We start from the raw sequence: 17771 nt of genomic DNA, 5'->3' as shown, positions 1-17771 counted from the left end.
CATCGAATCGTTGACCGACGCGACCCACGCGATGCAGGCTCATTACGTCTCAGGCGCCCCCGCTGCAATCACGCCACCGTTCAGGAGATCCGATCATGATCGAGGCACACAACAGGACCGCCACCGGATGGCGGGGAATGATCGCCGCGTCCTCTACAGCACTGGTCGTCGTCCTCGCACCTGCGGCCGTCCCGGACACCGCTGACGCCACGGCGGGCGGGTCAACAGTGGGCGGCAACACCCATCCCGTCGTGACCTGGGGCGCGAGCGCCGACCGAACCGATGCCACTATGTCGGACAAGACGGTACGCAACATCGTGCACACCAGCGTGACGGGCTCGGACCTTCGGGTGTCGCTGTCCAACGCGTTCGGCACCGTGCCGGTCACCTTCGACTCCGTATATGTGGGCGATGCCTCGGACGGCTCTGCGTCAGTGACCGGAAACCGGCGCGTCACGTTCTCCGAGAAGTCCTCGATCACGGTTCCACCTGGCGCGGAGGTGCTGAGCGACCCACTGCCGGGCCGCATCCCCGCCGAAAGCACGCTCGCGGTGAGCGTACACACGAGCGGTGATCCGGGCACGGTGACCGGGCACAACGTGGCGAACCAGACCTCGTATATCGCCACCGGAGGCGATCATGCCGCCGACCTGGCCGGAGACGCGTACGACGCAACCACTAGTCACTGGTACTGGGTCGACGGGCTAGTTGTCGAGGAGCCACTGCAGGTGGAGACAGTAGCTCTGTTCGGCGACTCGATCACCGACGGAAACGGTTCCACAGCGGGCGCAAACCATCGGTGGCCGGATTACCTCGCCCGACGCATGACCAGTCGGCCACGTCCGAAGCAGTTCGGAGTGATGAACGAGGGCATCTCGGGAAACAAGGTGCTGGCAGACGGCTCAGGCGTCAGCGCCCAGGCCAGGTTCGACCGTGACGTCTTGGCGCAGCCCGGCATTGACACCGTGGTAATCCTAGAAGGGATCAACGACATCCGGCACGAGACCGCAACGGAGCCGGAGGATCTGACTGCTGCCTACCGACAGCTGATAAGACGCGCTCACGCCAACGGGGTTTGCGTGGTGGGCGCGACCATGACGCCCTGGGCAGGTGGCAGCCTGTACAGCGAGGAGCGGAACAGGCTCCGTATTGAAGTCAATCACTGGATTCGCACAAGCGGACAGTTCGACTCGGTGATCGACTTCGACAAGGGGACCCGCGACCCGGACAATCCGAAGCGATTCCTCCCGGCGTACGACAGCGGCGACCACCTGCACCCCGGAGACGAGGGCTACCAGGCGATGGCCGACACCGTCAGGCTCCGGCAGTTGGACTGTAACCGATAGGGCAGGGACGAACGTCCACGTGCTGCACCGTAGTTCGGCGACTACGCGAGCACGAAGGGTGCAGCAGGCGTGACAATCAGGACTCGCTCGGCCCACCAGCCTCCAGCGCGCAGGTGAGAGCCATCCCGGTCAGCCGGCCGTGCAGATTGTGCGTCATTCCACCGCCGAAGGGTCACGGTTGTGTGCGTCGGGTCGCGATCTTGCGGAGGCGGACTCGTACCTATCGGGCGTACGTCGATGGCTCGATTTGTGAAACGCCGTGTTCAGGAACCTGGGCGTGGATGCGAGACCACGCCGTCTTGCCTGAGCTTGACGTAGGCTCCGACGACGAGCGCGTCCTCGATCCGACTCAGGCACGACTCGCAAAGGGTCAACAGATCGGTGTTGCTGATGTTGCCCGTGGCAATGACGAGTACCTTGCTGGGCGAGCCCTGCAGCAGATGGCTGTTCCGGAAGTCGGCGTCCCTAGTGACGACGATCCGGTTCTTCTGATCGGCGATCTCCGAGATCTCGACGTCGGTGGTTCTATTGCCGTGCGGCAACGACGAGGTGTGGACCACGTCATGACCAAGGTCGCCCAGACGAGCAGCCAACCGCGCCGGCAGCTGCGCATCAACGAGGAACCTCACGCGGCACCGAGCGGCCCAACCGATTGACCGGCGGCGGTGAGCGCCCCGAACTCCAGAGCCGCGAGCACGTCATCGCGCTCCAGGTCTGGATAGTCCCCGAGAACCTCATCGACGGACATCCCCGAAGCCAACAGCTCCAGAAGCATCTGGACCGGATACCGCAGCCCACGGACCGTCGGCTTGCCGTGGCAGATCGACGCGTCGACCGTGATCCGCTCGAGTCGAGACATGCCCTCAGCTTCTGCACACCTCGGACGAGCCAATCACACGAGTAGACGTGTTTTAATCCGTGCGCTTGTGAGGCCCTTCTTGGGCACCTGAGCGCACTCGGCCCCAAAGTGACATGAGCGCCCCGCGTCGGCCGCTCAGATCTCGCAGGAATCAGAAGGTCGGCGCGTTTGCGCAGGTCAGGCGCTGTTTCTGGTTGGCGCGCTCGGAGGGATTCGAACCCCCAACCTTCTGATCCGTAGTCAGATGCTCTATCCGTTGAGCTACGAGCGCTGGCAGGTGTTGCGGCCTCGCAGAGTCTAGCCTCTCACCGTCACCGAGGCTAAATCGGGGCCGCGGCGGCCGACTCTCGCGATCTGCCCCGAACGGGACGACCGCGCCGTACCATCTCGAATATGCGGTTCTCAGCGCCCGCCGACCACTATGACCGGTTCATGGGGCGCTACAGCACCGGTCTCGCTGCCGCCCTCGCGGACGCGGCGGGGGTCCGGTCCGGGCAGCGGGCGCTCGACGTCGGCTGCGGACCCGGCGCGCTCACCAGCGAGCTCGCCAACCGGCTCGGAGCCAGCAGGGTGGCGGCGATCGATCCCGCACCGTTGTTCGTCGCCGCGTGCCGCGAGCGCAATCCAGGTACAGACGTACGCGAGGGCGTCGCAGAGCAGCTGCCATGGGATGGCGGCGAATTCGACGCCACCCTCTGCTGCCTCGTGGTCGCGTTCATGGACGACCCCGAGCAAGGCGTACGCGAGATGAAGCGCGTCACCCAGCCGGGCGGCACCGTCACCGCGTGCATGTGGGACATCGCGACCGGCGGGATGACGATGCTGAGTACGTTCTGGGCCGCGGTGAAACGGATCAACCCCGACGCACCCGCCGAGCATGCATTGCCCGGCACTGCCGAGGGCGAACTCGCGCGACTGTTCGACCGAGTCGACCTCGATGATGTCGTCGGCGGCGCGCTCACCGTGAGCGCGGACTACACAGGCTTCGACGACTTCTGGGATCCATTCATGTTGGGCGTGGGACCGGCCGGCGCGTACCTCCAGACCCTGTCGTCCGGCGACCAGGCCGAGGTACGCGAAGCCTGTCGCGCCCTACTGCCCGATGGTGCGTTCAGCCTCGATGCCCGCGCGTGGTTCGCGCGTGGCCAGGCCTGAACCAGTACGCGCGCGACGGCGCCGTCGACGGGCGCGATCACGTCCGGCGACCAAGCGACCCACTACAGGGGGTGTTTAAAAGTGGGACGATTGCGGTAAAACAGTACGTGCACCCCATAGGCCCGGCCGCGAGAGGCGCGGCCCGACAATCCGGAAAGCAGTCGTCTTGTCGTCCGTCACCGTCGAAGACGTCACCCTTACCCGTAGCCCGGGCTGCGACGAAACCACTCGTCGCCGCGGCGTACGCGATCTCGAGCCCGGCCAATCGCTCACGTTCGGGCGCGGCAGCCCGGACACCTCCGTCGACCTCACCCTGCAGAGCGCCGAGGTCTCTCGCCGCGCGGGGACGATCCGCGCGGTCGCCGACTACTGGCTGCTCACCAACGCCAGTGCGGTCACGTACGTCGTCGAGAACCTGGAAGGGGCAGGCGAGCACGTCAAGATCCCACCCGGGCGAGCCGACGCTCCCGTGCCCTTCGAGCTGTCCCGCCTGCTCATCCCCGTCGACGCAGGCACGTACGACCTCCACGTGTACGCGCCGCAACACGCGTACCTCGCCGGCGATCCCACTGTCGCCGGCGACACCACGGTCCGGCCGTTCGTGCTCGACGAGACCTCGAAGTACTTCCGCGTTCTCGTTGCACTGTGCGAGCCGCGCCTGCGAGACCCGTCGAGTGTTGCGATCCCGAGCAGCGACGATGTCGCCCGCCGGCTGGCGCCGACCGGCGAACGGATGAGTCGCTCGGCCGTCGACTATCACATCAACTACCTGGCGGAGACCAAGTTGCGCATCCGATCGGCCACCGACGGCGACCGCGCCGAGTCCAAACGAGCCTCCCTCGTCGCACTCGCACTGCGCTTCAACCTGGTCACCGAGGAACATCTCGGCGTCCTCGGCCCGCGGTCAGGTGCTGACGCATGACGCGCCGCGGGGGCTGGGCGGTTGTCGTCCCGGAGGGATACCGGGTCGGTCCGTGGCGCATCGGTACGCCGATCGCGAGCGGCTGCTGGGGCAGCGTGTACGCGGCCGAGCGGGTCGATGGCGAAGGCCCGTCCATCGCGGCCTGCAAGTTCCTGCCGGGCAACGCGCTCACGCCCGCGCAGCGAGCCACGGTCGAAGACCTCGCGTCGCGAGAGCGCGCCTTCGGCGCCAACGTACGCAGCGAGCACCTGATCCAGACGTACGAGGTGCTCGACGTCGCCGACGAGGACGACAAGCACCTGGACGGCTGCACCGTCATCGTCATGGAACGCGCGCGCACCAGCCTGCGCGAGGTACTCGACGGGCTCACCGACCAGACACCACCGCCCGACGCCGTCGCGATGCTCACCGGACTCGCCCAGGCACTCGACGACGTGCACGACGCCGGCTGGGTCCACGGCGACGTCTCGGCCTCCAACGTGCTCGTCATGGACGACGGCGACGTCCGACTCGCCGACTTCGGCCTCAGCGCCGAGCTCGACGGCACGCACGCATACATCCCCCAGCTCGGGTCGTTCGACTACACACCCGCCGAATGGTGGTCGGCGCCGGTCGACGATCGCGGCGTCGAGGCCCGCCCGAGCAGAGATGTCTGGGCGTTCGGCGTACTCGCTCACCGGTTGTTGAGCGGCGGCCACCATCCGTTCCCGGGCTGCGACCCACGTACCCGCGCGACCGCGGTCCGCGAGTACGCGGCGACCGGCGACGGTATGCACCTCGAACCCACGCTCGCAGCGCCCTGGCGAGAACTCATCGCGACCTGCCTCGAACGTGACCCGTCGGCCCGAGGTGCACTCGCCGGTACGCTCGCCGACCGGGTCCGGGCGCTCTCCGACGTGCCGATCGAGGCCGGCTCGGCCGCACCCGACCGTCCGGCCGACCGCCTCCGTACGCTGCGCTGGCACATCGCCGTCGGTGTCGCCGCCGCGACGGTCGCCGCGGTTGCGGCCGTCGGCGCGAGCGCGCTCGTCTCCGACCCGGATTCACCGCCGTCGAGCCCGCCCGGCGAGCGTACGGCCCGCGGGCCTGAGCCGATCGTGCCCGCGGCGAGCGCCCCGGGCGACATCGCCACGGATGCCGACGTGCCCGCCCGCTATCGGAGCGTCATCACGAAGATGGCGCACCGATGCGCCGATCCGTTGGTGACGCCGGCATTCGTCGCGGCCGTACTCGCCACCGAGTCGGGATTCGACCGCGCCAAGCGTTCCCCGCAGACCGGCGAGTACGGCATCGCCATGTGGACCCCGGCGATCTTCCAGGTCTGGGCAAAGGCCGAAGAGCATCCGAAACGTTCGGTCTTCAACGCCCGCGACTCGATCCGCGCGCTGAGCGACTATCTGTGCTGGGCCGGCGGCGTGCTGGAGAACGTCCCCGTCAACGACCCCGTCTACCGCGCCGTCGCCTACCGCACGAGCGACAAGACGGTCAGCGACTTCGGCGGGGTGCCGCCCGAGTACCGCGCGTACGCCGCAGAGGTACGCCGCCATCTGCGCGAGTTCGCCGTTCCGAGCTGACGCTGCGCACGACAGGTGTAAGCCCGCCTCGGTCGGGGTAGGTCAGCAACGTCGGGGTACGCGAGAGACCTCCCGTACCGAATGTCGACGAAGGGACAGCACCGTGATCCGCAACCTGCGAGCGTTCGGCGCAGCGGTCGGCGCCGTGGGGATCTGCGCGACGAGTCTCGTCGCTGCAAGCCCCGCGAGCGCGGCCGAGTTCACCACATACGGCAACGACGTCAACGTACGAGCCGAGGCGACGACTCAGTCGTCGGTTGTGGGCACCCTGCCCGGCCCGACTGCGATCGACGTCGAATGCCAGACCAACGGCGAGTACGTCGACCTCGGCGGAGGAGTCGGCAGCAGCTGGTGGGCGAAGGTACCGGCCCTGAACGGCTACGTGACCGTGGCGTACGTCGACATTCCTGAGAGCAAACTCCCCGGGGTCGCCGAGTGCGACTCCGACGAGCCACCGCCGTCCGAGGGCGACATGACCGTCGAGGACATCCAGGCAATCGTGCCCGAGAAGGTGCGGGACCCGAACAGGATCGCCGAAGGACTGCCGAACCTGAACGCGGCGATGAACGAAGCGGGCATCACCACACCCGAGCGCAAGGCCGCCCTGGTCGCCACCCTCTCGCACGAGTCGAATCTCGAGTACGACCGCCGCGAGGACGGCGACACCCGCACGTACGGTGGTCGCGGATTCATCCAGCTGACCGGCGACTTCAACTACGGCCCGGCGGGTGACTACCTCGGCATCGACCTGCTCGGCGACCCCGACCTCGCGATGTCGATCGACCACAGCCCGAGGATCGCGACCTGGTACTGGACCGTCGCACACGACATCAACGCGATGGCGGACAACCTCGACATGGGCGCGGTCAACGCGGCCATCGGCTACCCGGTGGGTGACGGCACGGAGGACGCTGCCCGCTGCGACGTCGCGAACCGGGCCCTCGCGCACTTCGGCGGCAGCGGAACGTTCGCCTGCACTCGGCCGTCGATCGCCGGCATGCCGAACCCGCGCAAGGTGAGCCCGGAGGAGTTCGCACCGTACGACAAGCTGCTCGTCCGGGCGTCCCGCCAGGGAGCGCAACACCGAGCGGCGCAGTAGCCGGCCCACAACGACGGCGGCGGCACCCTGTGACGGGGGTGTCGCCGCCGTTGACCTGCGAGCGCAGTGCGACGCGGGTCACTTCGACACGCCGACGAAACTCCCGACACGCCGAATTTCGTGAGGCGCTTCACAAGGCATTCGGTATCGAGGCCGAAGCAAGGCGCGTACGGTGAGTGGCACCTCCGATCCGGGGGTACCTATCCACATCAATTTGTCGGGCAATGCCCGACATTGCGATTCGATACGCTCGATTCGCGATGCGCGAGAAGGACACTCACACATGGCCGCAGCCACCACAGACCATCCGACGAACACCACCTACCGAACGACCCACGCCAAACTAGCGGCGTGGGTCGACGAGGTTTCGGAGCTCACGCAGCCCGACTCCATCTATTGGTGCGATGGCACCGATGAGGAGTGGAACCGCCTTACCGACGAACTCGTCGCGGCAGGTACGTTCGTCCGACTCGACGAATCCAAGAAGCCCAACTCGTTCTGGTGTGCCTCCGATCCGAGCGATGTCGCTCGCGTCGAGGACCGCACCTTCATCTGTAGTCAGAACGCCGAAGACGCCGGTCCCACCAACAACTGGATGGACCCGAGCGAGATGAAGTCCGTCCTCAACGACCTGTACAGCGGGTCGATGCGGGGCCGCACGATGTACGTGATCCCCTTCGTGATGGGGCACCTCGACGCCGACAAGCCGATGTTCGGGGTCGAGATCACCGACTCCGCGTACGTCGTCGCGTCGATGCGCGTGATGGCCCGCATGGGCATGGACGTCCTCGACAAGATCGAGTCGACCGAGGCCGACTTCGTACCCTGCCTGCACTCCGTCGGCGCCCCGCTCGAGCCGGGCGAGGCCGACATCGCGTGGCCGTGCAACGACACCAAGTACATCGTGCACTTCCCCGAGGAGCGGGCGATCTGGTCGTACGGCTCGGGGTACGGCGGCAACGCGCTGCTGGGCAAGAAGTGCTACTCCCTGCGCATCGCATCGGCGATGGCCCACGACGAGGGCTGGCTCGCCGAGCACATGCTGATCCTCAAGCTGACCAACCCGGAGGGCGTCGTGAAGTACGTCGCCGCGGCGTTCCCGAGCGCGTGCGGCAAGACGAACCTTGCGATGATCACGCCGACGATCCCGGGCTGGAAGGCGGAGACACTCGGCGACGACATCGCGTGGATGCGGTTCGGCAAGGACGGCCGACTGTACGCCGTGAACCCCGAGGACGGCCTGTTCGGCGTCGCTCCGGGCACCGGGTACGGCACGAACCCCAACGCCATGAAGGCGATCGAGCAGGGCAACTCGGTCTTCACCAACGTCGCGCTCACCGACGACGGCGACATCTGGTGGGAGGGCATGACCGACGAGCCGCCGGCCCACCTGACCGACTGGAAGGGTCGCGACTGGACGCCCGCGTCGAGCGAGAAGGCCGCGCATCCCAACAGCCGCTTCTGCACGCCGATCCGCCAGTGCCCGATCATCGCCGACGAGTACGACGACCCACGCGGTGTGCCGATCGACGCGATCCTGTTCGGCGGTCGTCGCAAGACGACCATCCCGCTCGTCACCGAGGCCCGCGACTGGACCCACGGCACCTTCATGGGCGCGACGCTGAGCTCGGAGACGACCGCGGCCGCCACCGGTGCCGTCGGCGTCGTACGCCGTGATCCGATGGCGATGCTGCCGTTCATGGGTTACAACGCCGGCGACTACTTCCAGCACTGGCTGAACGTCGGTAAGGACGCCGACTCGTCCAAGCTGCCGCGGATCTTCTACGTCAACTGGTTCCGCCGCGACGACGACGGCGGCTTCCTGTGGCCGGGTTTCGGCGAGAACTCCCGGGTGCTGAAGTGGGTCTTCGAGCGCATCCAGGGCACGGTCGACGCCGTCGAGACACCGGTCGGCCGGGTGCCGGCGCCGGGCTCGCTCGACATCGACGGCCTCGATGTCACCGAGGACGACATCGCGAAGGCGCTCGCGGTGAAGCCGGAGGAGTGGCGCGACGAGCTTCCGCAGATCACCGAGTGGTTCGAGAAGTTCGGCGAGAAGCTTCCGTCGATCTTCTGGAGCGAGCTCGACGGGCTCCGCGAACGCCTTGGCTGACCCGAGATAACAGCCGTACGTCGGCCCCGACTCCGCATGGAGTCGGGGCCGATGTGCATGCGCGGTACGGTTGCGCTGTTCACCGCTTGCGTACGAAAGGCCACTGCCGATGGACAGCTCCGACGGGCGCACCATCCTCGTCGTCAACGGGCCGAACCTGAACCTGCTCGGTACGCGCGAGCCGGCAACGTACGGTTCGGCGACCCTCGCCGACGTGGAGCGGGACGCCGAGGCCGCGGCCACGCGCCATGGGGTGGCGTGCCGATTCGTGCAGAGCAACCATGTGGGCGAGCTGATCGACGCCATTCATGAGGCGCGCGACGACTGCAGCGGCATCGTCATCAACGCCGGCGGATACACGCACACCTCCGTCGCGCTGCGCGATGCGATCGCCGCCGTCGCGCTGCCGACCATCGAGGTGCACATCTCCAACGTGCACAAGCGAGAGGACTTCCGGCACCACTCGTACCTCTCGGCGGTGTGCGAGGCCGTGATCGTCGGCGCCGGCATCCACGGCTACGTACTGGCGATCGACCACCTGGCACAGCGGCTCAGCGAGCAGAGCTGAAGATCGGCACGAGCGCGCGCGTGACGAGAAGCGCGCCCGTGGTCAGCAGCCCGTAGCCGAGTAGCTGGTGCAGGTCGAGTCGGTCGCTCACCTGTGGGCCACCGGGCAGCTGCAACAGCATCAGCGCCATGAAGCCGAGCGCGGAACCGATCGCACCGGCGAGCACCTGATGCACTGTGTCGCGGACACGGGCTCGTTCGGCAGCATCGACGACGACCTCGTGTCGTACGGTCAGCTTGCCGGCCTCGAGCGCCTGGCCGAGCCGTTCGATGGTGCGTGGAATCTCCTGGATCGCCGGCAACACCCGCGCCAGCTCACGTCGTACGTCGGCGGGCTCGAACGCCGGCATCCGCACGCGCGAAGCGATGTCGCGCGCCTCGGTGACGACGTCGAACCCGGGGACCGACTGCGCGAGAACGCCCTCGAGCGTCGCGACCGCGCGGAAGGCGGCCGCCACCTCCGGCGGTACGCGCAACCCGAACCGGGTGAGGACGCGGATCAGGTCGACGAGCAGGCCGGCGCCCGCCGATGCGCCGGGTCCGAGATGCCGCATGAGGCAACGCCCGACCTCGCGTACGAGACGCACGCGGTCGAGATCGCGTGGAGACTCGACGACTCCGAGCAGTGCATCCGTCGCGGCACGGGGGTCGTCTCGGTCGACGGCGAGCAGCAGGCGGCGTAGCCCGGCGCGCAGCTCGGCGTCGATCCGGGCGACCGACCCGAAGTCCAGCAGCCCGACACCGCCGCTTTCGAGCAGCACGATGTTGCCCTGGTGCGGGTCGGCGTGGAAGACGCCGTCGCGCAGGATCTGGTCGAGAACGGACGCGAGCAGAGACCGGGCGACCTGTCGTCCGTCGTCGCCCGTCGCGCGTCCGATCGGTTGCCCGCGAAAGCGCTCCATCACGAGCACCCGCTTCGTCGACAACCGTGCGTAGACCTCCGGCACCCGCACGGGCGGCGTGGTCGACGTACGAGCCGTAGATGCACCGATCGAGAGCGCGTTGGCGGCCTCGAGCTCGAAGTCGAACTCCTCGCGCAGCGCAGTCGCGTACGCATCGACGAGCGCGACCAGGCCGATCTTCGACGCCCAGGCGGTACGGTGCTGCAGGCAGCGCGCGAGCCGGGAAAGGATGTCGAGATCGGCGGCCATCGTCGCCGCCGCACCCGGGCGCTGGATCTTCAGTACCACGTCGCTGCCGTCGCGTAGCTGCGCCGCATGGACCTGCGCGATCGACGCCGCGGCCAGCGGCTCCGGGTCGATCCACGCGAACGCCTCGGGGTCGTCCAGGTCGGCGCGCAGGGTCGGTTCGACGGCCTCCCATCCCGCCGGCGGTACGCGGTCACGCAGCAACGCCAGCTCGACGGTGAACGCCTCGGGGAGGAGGTCGACCCGGGTCGACAGCAGCTGCCCGAACTTCACGAATGCGGCCCCGCCGTCCTCCAGCGCGAGACGCAGCGAGCGCGCCAGCTGGTCCCGGCTCGTACGCCCATGGCGACCCCGACGAGCGACGTACGGCCCGAGACCGTGGCGCGCCACGATCCGTGCGATCCGAAGGTAGCGGCGCACCCGAGCGACCGACCCGCGCCCGCGCTGCCAGGCGGTGAGTGGGCCCGCGATCGACCCGGACGGTACGAGCGCCTCCGCGATCGCCAGTCCGATCATCGCAATCACCGCAGACCCGGCGAGCGACAACAGCAGCAGACCCAAACCCACTGTCACGCTCTCGTCCTCGTACCGCCCGCCGGCCAACGACCGGATCAGTGGACCCTGCAGGCTGATGATGACGGCGCCGGCGAGCAGCATCCGAACGGTTCCGATGTCGACGCCCATCAACCGACGTACGGCACGGCCGGCGACGACGGTGAAGACCAGCGCGGTGATGCCCGCTGCTGGAAGCACGAGGAGGGTCATAAGCAGCAGCCTCGCGTCTCATACGCGTACGGGCCTCACCCGGCTGAGCGGAGTCGCTCCCCCACGCGGGTGAGTGACGGTCTCACACATCTGCGGGAGGTGCCCATCGTTGCTACGGTGCCAAACGCCCGGAGGATCGTCCTCTGGTGCCTTATTCGGGAGGCACGGATGTCATCGCACGCGGCAACATCGACACAAGCCATCGAGTGGAGCGGGGGTCTCGAAGACGCCTGGTCGTCGTTCGCGACCTTCATCCCGAAGCTTGTTGCATTCCTGATAGTCCTGTTCATCGGCTGGATCATCGCGAGGGTGGTCGCCGGTGTACTCGGCAAAGTGCTCGAACGGCTCGGGTTCGGACGCCTACTCGACAAGGCCGGCCTCTCGAGATTCTTCAGCCAGTCGTCGTTCACCCCGGTCGGGCTGATCTGCAAGCTCGTCTACTACTTCATCCTGCTGATCGCCCTGCAGTTGGCACTGACCGCGTTCGGTCCGTCCAACCCGGTCAGCGACATCATCAACGACATCGTCAACTTCCTGCCCAAGGCCGTCGTCGCGATCGTCATCATCGTGATCGTCGCGGCAATCGCCAACGCAGTGAAGGACATCCTGCGCGGTGTGCTCGGCGGCGTGTCGTACGGCGAGGTGCTCACCAACATCGTCGGCGTGTTCATCCTCGCGCTCGGTGTGATCGCGGCGCTGAACCAGGTCGGCATCGCAACGACCGTGACGATGCCGGTGCTGATCACCGTGCTCGCCACGATCGGCGGCGTCATCGTCGTCGGTGTCGGTGGCGGTCTCATCGGCCCGATGCGTCAGCGCTGGGAGGGCTGGCTGAGCAGCATCGAGTCGGAGACCCGGAGCGCCAAGGACTCAGGAGGCGAAGCGTCGGGGCACTCCTCCGTATAGAGTCGCGGCGTCATGTGGATTGGTGCGATCGAGCTCGACCTGCTCCTCGGCGATGTGCACTCACTCAAGACCAAGCGCGGTCTCGTACGCCCGCTCGTACGCGAGCTGCGCCAACGCTTCGAGGTGAGCGCCGCCGAAGTCGACCATCTCGACCTGCACCGGCGATCGGCGGTCGGCGCGTCCTGCGTCGCCGCCGACCGCGGCCACGTGGTCGACGTACTCGATCGGGTCGAGCGGCTCGTCGCCGCTCGACCCGAGTTCGAGCTGCTCTCTGCCCGGCGCAGCGTGTCGACGATCGACGACTAGTTGGTGGTGCGAGCGCGCGCCGGGAGTACACCCGCCGCGACCGCGATCGTCAAGCAGCCGGCCACGACTGCGGCGACCGCACGCCAATCCATCGCCACGGCGACGTCGAAGCCCAGATCGTCGCCGAGGCCGGCGGCGATGCCGTACAGCGCGGGCACGGCGACCACGATGCCGAGCACCGACCCGATCAGCACGACGATGACGGCCTCGACACCGACGTAGCGGCGGATCTGCCGGCCCGTCGCCCCCACCATCCGGAGCACCCCGAAGTCGCTACGTCGTTCACCGGTTGCCATCAGCATCGTGTTCGCGATGGCCAGCGCGGTGAATCCCATCGACAACCCCAGCAGCACAACGACGAACAGCCGCAGCAGTCTCCCCTCGTCGGCGTTGTCCGCCGACTCGTACGCTCCGGTCGCCTCGACGGTCGCGTACGTCGGTGACAGCGCGTCGGCGAGTCCTGCTGCACCTTGCGTGTCGAGGTAGCCAACGTCGGCGACGGCAGCGGGATCGTGCTCGCGCGCTTGCCTGCGGTCAAGGGTGATCGGCGCCGGGACGTCGCCGGTGACGATCACCCGCACGGACGACGCCCGCCCGTCGGCCCAGCTGAGCCGGACGCGGTCGCCGTCGGCCCAGCCTCGGTCGCGAGCCTGCCCGGCGCTGACCGCGATCGCCCCCCGTTCGACCGCGATCCGCTCCGAACCCAGCGCATCGTGCCACTCGCCACCGACAACGACGCCCGTCGGCAGATCCGCGGCGACCCGGGCTCCCGACTCGTTGGCCGCACGAACGGTCGCGTCCGAGACGCCGACGGACTCGTCGTCGGGTACGACGACGCGGTCGGTCGGCACGTCGGATCGAGCGTCCTGCGAGAACGCCTCCTCCATCGTGTTCGTCATCCCGGTGATCGTGACGGTGAACGCGACAGTGACAAGGACGGGCGCTATGAGCGATGCGATCCGGCGTACGCCCACCGCGGTCTCGGCCCGGGCCAGCTCGGCCGCGGTCGCGCGTCCCGGGCAGAGGAGCCGCACGACCAACGGCAGGTAGAGCGGGGCGAGCAAGGTGAGCGCGGTGACGAACGCGGCCACCGCACCGACCGCGAGACCGGCAACCGCCCCGCCCTCGGCCGTCGGCGTACCCGCCGCGAGGCCGATGCCGAGCACGCCTGCCAGGACGCCGACGACCCATCTGGCGGTGGTCATCGCACGGTGCTCGACGCTCGACTCGCGCAACACCTGAAGCGGGGATGTACGCGCCGCGCGCCGCGATGCCGCCAGGACCCCGACAAACGCCACGGTGATGCCGGTGAGTACCGATCCTGCGAGGGGGACGACGATCGTCGTCGGCTCCCAGTCGCGCGCCTGCATGCCGGCGTCGACCATCCATCGGCCGAGCAACGGCGCACCGACGAGGCCGAGCACTGCACCGACGAGCGACCCGACGACACCGACGACGACTGCCTCGCCGAGCAGCATCCGGCGTACCTGGCGCGGCGTCGCCCCGATCGCCCGCAGCAGGCCGATCTCGCGCCGACGCTGCGACACGACGAAAGCGAATGTCGTGGCAACAACGAACACCGAGACAAACGATGACATCACACCCATCGCCGACAACAGCTGCGCGCCGACATTGCGGTTCGACCGGTCGACGGCGTTCTCCAGTGTCGACCGGTCTGCTCCCGTCAACACCGACGCGTCGCCGCCGACGATCCCGCGTACCTCTTCCGCCACCTGGGTTTCGTCAGCGTGCTCCTCGAGCACCAGGCCGATGGCGCCGGATCCGGTCGACCATCGCGTCGCCACCTGATCCGCGACGTATACCGACGACCCGGTCGAGGTACCCGCCACGGTGACGTCGGATCGCCCGGTCGGGGTGGACAGCGCTACCCGATCGCCCGGCTCGACGCCGTACGCATCCGGTACGACTGCCTCTCGCGCACCCGTCGGTGCCACGCCGTCGACGAGCTCGTCGTCACCAAGCAGTCGGCTCGACCAGTTGTGGCCGAGTTGCTCGTCATCCGCCGCGTCGCTGAGCTGGTCGTCGCCTCGCAGCACTTCGACGGGAAACGCCAGGTCGGCGGCAACGGCTCGTACGCCCTCGGCCTCCGACAGTTCGTCGACGAGCCGGTCAGCCTTGTCGGGAGTCCAGGGAAGCCGTCTCTCCGCGAGGGTGCTCGTCTCGCCCACAACGGCCGGAGCGACCAGCACCTCGGCGTCCGAGTAGCGCGGATCCGGCTGTGCCTTCGCGGATGCGATGACGATCGCGGCCGAGGCGAGCAGGCCGATGCCCAAGGCGAGCGCGACGAAGCTGCCGAGCAGCGTGCGCCAGCGGTACCGGGCGGTGGACCACGCGATCATCGGTCCTCCAGGTGCGTCATACGGGTGGCGATCGTGCTCGCGTCCATCCGGGTACGTACGTCGTCGACGATGCGCCCGTCGGCAAGGAACACGATGCGGTCGGCCGCGGCCGCGACGATCGGATCGTGCGTCACGGTGATGACCGTCTGCCCGCTCTCGTCGACGAGGTCGCGGAGACGCCGGAGGACCTCCCGAGACGAGCGCAGGTCGAGTGCGCCCGTCGGCTCGTCGGCGAACAGCACCGTCGGCTCGGTGACCAGCGCTCGCGCGAGCGCGACCCGCTGCTGCTGCCCGCCGGACAGCTCGGCCGGTCGATGGCCGGCTCGATCGCCCAAGCCGACCGCGTCCAGCGCCGCGAGCACGGTCTCCTGCCGCGGGCGTTTCCCGTCGAGCCGAAGCGGCAGCGCGACGTTCTGCTGCGCGGTCAACGACGCAACGAGGTTGAATGCCTGGAACACGAACCCGACCTGGCGTCGGCGGAGCTCGGTTCGGCGTCGCTCGTTCAGCGGCCCGAGGTCCGTACCACCGATGCGGACGATGCCGGCATCCGGCCGCTCGAGCCCGGCGGCGCAATGCATCAGCGTCGACTTGCCGGATCCGGAGGGGCCCATGACCGCGGTGAACGTGCGCGCCGCGAAGTCGATCGTCACGTCGTCCAGCGCGACGACGGGTTGCTGCTCGCTGCCGTACGTCTTGGTCACGCCCTCGACAGCAACTGCGTGGGCGACTTCGATGAGTAGGTCTGACATGCCATCAGCGAACCGCGCCGCGTACTCCTTGCGCAGTCACGCACGCTGGAGTGAACGAGGTAGAGCACGCACTACCGCGCGACGAGCAAGGCGCTCGGTACCGTCAGTGCGTGACCGTCACGACCGCGCGCCAGGCGATGCTGTTGTCGCCGTGGAGATTTCTGCTCTCGGCTTGGCCGTGGCGCTGCTTGGCGTACCTGCTCAGCGGCGCCATCCTCGGCGCGCTCACGGCCGCCGCGATCATCGCGATGGTGGTTGCGGGCGCGGTGCTCGCGATCGCGCTGATCGGGTTCGCCTTCTTCGCCGCGTGCCTGCTGAGCGGCATTGTGGTCGCCCGGTGGGAGCGCGTACGCCTGCGCCTGGTCGACGAGCGGCCGACCTTCGACCCGCACGCAGATCCCGACCAACCCGGCCTGCGTGCATGGCTGCTCACCCGGCTGCGGGAACGATCGACGTGGCGTGAGCTCGGGTACGCCGTGGTCAGTGCTGCGGCACTGTGCTGGATCGACCTCGGCGTTCTCGCGATCACCGTAGGGCTCGTCGGCAGTGTCTTCGTGCAAAGCACCATCTACTACGTGACCTGGTACTGGTACCTCTTCTCCTGCGGTGTCGGCGTCGTGCTGATTCCGCTCGCGCTGTACGTCATCACCGGCTGGGCGACGGCGCGAGCCGAGATCACCCGCGCGGTCGTGAGCCCCGACGACCTCGCGCTCGGTCGGCGGCTCTCCGAGGTGACGGCCTCGCGAGCGGCGCTCTCCGACGCGTTCGACGTGGAACGGCGCCGCATCGAAAGCGATCTGCACGACGGTGCGCAACAGCGACTCGTAGCGCTCAACGTGGCCCTCGGCATGGCACGCCTCGACGTACCCGAGGGGTCACGCACGGCCGAGCAGCTCGAGCAGGCACAGCAGCAGACCCGCCTCGCGCTCGAGGACGTACGCAACCTGATCCGCGGCATCCACCCGCAGGTGCTGACGGAGCGGGGGTTGCGCGAAGCCGTACGTGATGTCGCCGGTCGTACGGCTGCCCCGGTGACGGTCGACATCGACCTGTCCGGAAGGGCCGCCGCGGACGTCGAGTCGGCGGCGTACTTCTGCGTCGCGGAGGCGTTGACGAACATCGATCGCCACGCCGACGCGAGCCGGGCGTCGGTGACGGGTCGGGTACGGGCCGGCGTACTGACCCTCGAGATAGCCGATGACGGGCGTGGCGGTGCCGTGCCGAGGCCGCAGTCCGGGCTGGCGGGACTGCACGCGCGGCTCGCGGTGGTCGGTGGCACGCTCTCGGTGTCGAGCCCGACCGGTGGTCCGACCTCGGTTCACGTGGAGGTGCCGTGGGCCTTCGAGTAGTGCTCTGTGAGGACTCGCTGCTGCTGCGCGAAGGGGTGGTCGGCGTGCTCGACCGGTTCGGACACTCCGTGGTCGCCGACCTCGGTGACGCGTCGGCGCTCGAGGATGCCGTCACCGAGCATGCACCCGACCTCGTCATCACCGACGTACGTATGCCGCCGACGTTCTCCGACGAAGGGCTGGTCGCCGCCATCGCTCTGCGGCGACGGTGGCCGCGGCTCGGGGTCATGGTGCTCAGCCAGTACGTGCAGCCGACGTACGCGACCGAGTTGCTCGACGTACCGTCGGACGCAGGTGTCGGCTACCTGCTCAAGGAGCGCATCGGCGACGTGTCGGAGTTCGCGTCGGCGGTCACGACAGTCGCCGCCGGAGGCATGGTGCTCGACCCCGACGTCGTACGCCTGATGGTGTCCAGCAAGCGAGATCCCCTGTCCCGGTTGAGCCCTCGCGAACGCGAGGTACTCGCGCTGATGGCCGAGGGCCGCTCCAACGTCGAGATCGCCGCGAGCCTCGTGGTGAGCGACGCTGCCGTCGCCAAGCACATCGGCAGCAT

The 17771-nt window shown here is 68.3% G+C and carries 15 protein-coding genes, 1 tRNA gene and 1 pseudogene; 11 read left to right on the top strand and 6 right to left on the bottom strand.

The genetic code is table 11. The features are described from left to right. Positions 1-95: 95 nt before the first annotated feature. Complete coding sequence (locus tag L0C25_RS11395; RefSeq protein ID WP_271636612.1) at positions 96-1346, top strand: SGNH/GDSL hydrolase family protein; 1251 nt, start codon at positions 96-98, stop codon at positions 1344-1346. 263 nt (positions 1347-1609) lie between these two features. On the opposite strand, the gene L0C25_RS11390 is transcribed toward L0C25_RS11395, so the two are convergent. The 3 genes from L0C25_RS11390 to L0C25_RS11380 form a co-directional block, all read right to left on the bottom strand. Further along, positions 1610-1975, bottom strand: coding sequence for a DUF5615 family PIN-like protein (locus L0C25_RS11390; protein ID WP_271636611.1), 366 nt, complete (start codon positions 1973-1975; stop codon positions 1610-1612). After that, a complete protein-coding gene (locus tag L0C25_RS11385) occupies positions 1972-2205 on the bottom strand; it encodes a DUF433 domain-containing protein (protein ID WP_271636610.1) in 234 nt (77 codons plus the stop codon). The genes L0C25_RS11390 and L0C25_RS11385 overlap by 4 nt, the downstream gene beginning before the upstream one ends. Positions 2206-2400: 195 nt before the next feature. Next, positions 2401-2476 (bottom strand) — tRNA-Arg (locus L0C25_RS11380). Positions 2477-2598: 122 nt separating this feature from the next. On the opposite strand from L0C25_RS11380, the gene L0C25_RS11375 reads away from it, so the two are divergent. The 6 genes from L0C25_RS11375 to aroQ all read left to right on the top strand — a co-directional run bounded on the left by L0C25_RS11375 (position 2599) and on the right by aroQ (position 9636). Beyond that, positions 2599-3360, top strand: coding sequence for a class I SAM-dependent methyltransferase (locus tag L0C25_RS11375; RefSeq protein WP_271636609.1), 762 nt, complete (start codon positions 2599-2601; stop codon positions 3358-3360). A gap of 166 nt (positions 3361-3526) precedes the next feature. Beyond that, the gene (locus tag L0C25_RS11370) at positions 3527-4282 is read left to right on the top strand and encodes an FHA domain-containing protein (RefSeq protein WP_271636608.1); all 756 of its coding nucleotides are present in this window, start codon (positions 3527-3529) and stop codon (positions 4280-4282) included. Then, complete coding sequence (locus L0C25_RS11365) at positions 4279-5856, top strand: protein kinase (protein WP_271636607.1); 1578 nt, start codon at positions 4279-4281, stop codon at positions 5854-5856. Before L0C25_RS11370 ends, L0C25_RS11365 begins: the two co-directional genes overlap by 4 nt. A 103-nt stretch (positions 5857-5959) precedes the next feature. Then, a complete protein-coding gene (locus L0C25_RS11360; RefSeq protein WP_271636606.1) occupies positions 5960-6955 on the top strand; it encodes a glycoside hydrolase family 19 protein in 996 nt (331 codons plus the stop codon). A 283-nt stretch (positions 6956-7238) separates the two neighbouring features. After that, positions 7239-9068 (top strand): phosphoenolpyruvate carboxykinase (GTP), encoded by a 1830-nt coding sequence (locus tag L0C25_RS11355; RefSeq protein ID WP_271636605.1) that lies wholly within the window; start codon positions 7239-7241, stop codon positions 9066-9068. Positions 9069-9177: 109 nt separating this feature from the next. Further along, a complete protein-coding gene (gene aroQ / locus L0C25_RS11350; protein WP_271636604.1) occupies positions 9178-9636 on the top strand; it encodes a type II 3-dehydroquinate dehydratase in 459 nt (152 codons plus the stop codon). Here the strand turns inward: aroQ and L0C25_RS11345 are convergent. Next, positions 9620-11548: an ABC1 kinase family protein gene (locus L0C25_RS11345; protein ID WP_271636603.1), complete on the bottom strand. Its 1929-nt coding sequence runs from the start codon at positions 11546-11548 to the stop codon at positions 9620-9622. The genes aroQ and L0C25_RS11345 overlap by 17 nt on opposite strands. 168 nt (positions 11549-11716) lie before the next feature. Between L0C25_RS11345 and L0C25_RS11340 the strand changes: the two genes are divergently transcribed. Together L0C25_RS11340 and L0C25_RS11335 are read left to right on the top strand one after the other, a co-directional pair. Beyond that, the gene (locus L0C25_RS11340) at positions 11717-12454 is read left to right on the top strand and encodes a mechanosensitive ion channel family protein (protein WP_271636602.1); all 738 of its coding nucleotides are present in this window, start codon (positions 11717-11719) and stop codon (positions 12452-12454) included. A gap of 12 nt (positions 12455-12466) precedes the next feature. After that, positions 12467-12760 (top strand): DUF503 domain-containing protein, encoded by a 294-nt coding sequence (locus tag L0C25_RS11335; protein WP_271636601.1) that lies wholly within the window; start codon positions 12467-12469, stop codon positions 12758-12760. Here the strand turns inward: L0C25_RS11335 and L0C25_RS11330 are convergent. Both L0C25_RS11330 and L0C25_RS11325 read right to left on the bottom strand, forming a co-directional pair. Next, positions 12757-15120, bottom strand: coding sequence for an ABC transporter permease (locus tag L0C25_RS11330; protein ID WP_271636600.1), 2364 nt, complete (start codon positions 15118-15120; stop codon positions 12757-12759). The genes L0C25_RS11335 and L0C25_RS11330 overlap by 4 nt on opposite strands. Further along, positions 15117-15869, bottom strand: a complete 753-nt coding sequence (locus L0C25_RS11325) for an ABC transporter ATP-binding protein (protein WP_271636599.1) — start codon at positions 15867-15869, stop codon at positions 15117-15119. The genes L0C25_RS11330 and L0C25_RS11325 overlap by 4 nt, the downstream gene beginning before the upstream one ends. 110 nt (positions 15870-15979) lie before the next feature. Here L0C25_RS11325 and L0C25_RS11320 point away from each other — a divergent pair, with 110 nt between their 5' ends. Together L0C25_RS11320 and L0C25_RS11315 are read left to right on the top strand one after the other, a co-directional pair. After that, positions 15980-17218, top strand: a complete 1239-nt coding sequence (locus tag L0C25_RS11320) for a sensor histidine kinase (protein WP_271636598.1) — start codon at positions 15980-15982, stop codon at positions 17216-17218. Next, a pseudogene (locus L0C25_RS11315) lies at positions 17203-17748 on the top strand (response regulator); the annotation flags it as partial. The gene L0C25_RS11320 and the pseudogene L0C25_RS11315, both read left to right, overlap by 16 nt. Between the last annotated feature and the right edge of the window lie 23 nt (positions 17749-17771).

It is taken from the genome of Solicola gregarius (genome assembly GCF_025790165.1).
GTDB lineage: Bacteria > Actinomycetota > Actinomycetes > Propionibacteriales > Nocardioidaceae > Solicola > Solicola gregarius.
This window is presented reverse-complemented; position numbering and strand designations above follow the sequence as displayed.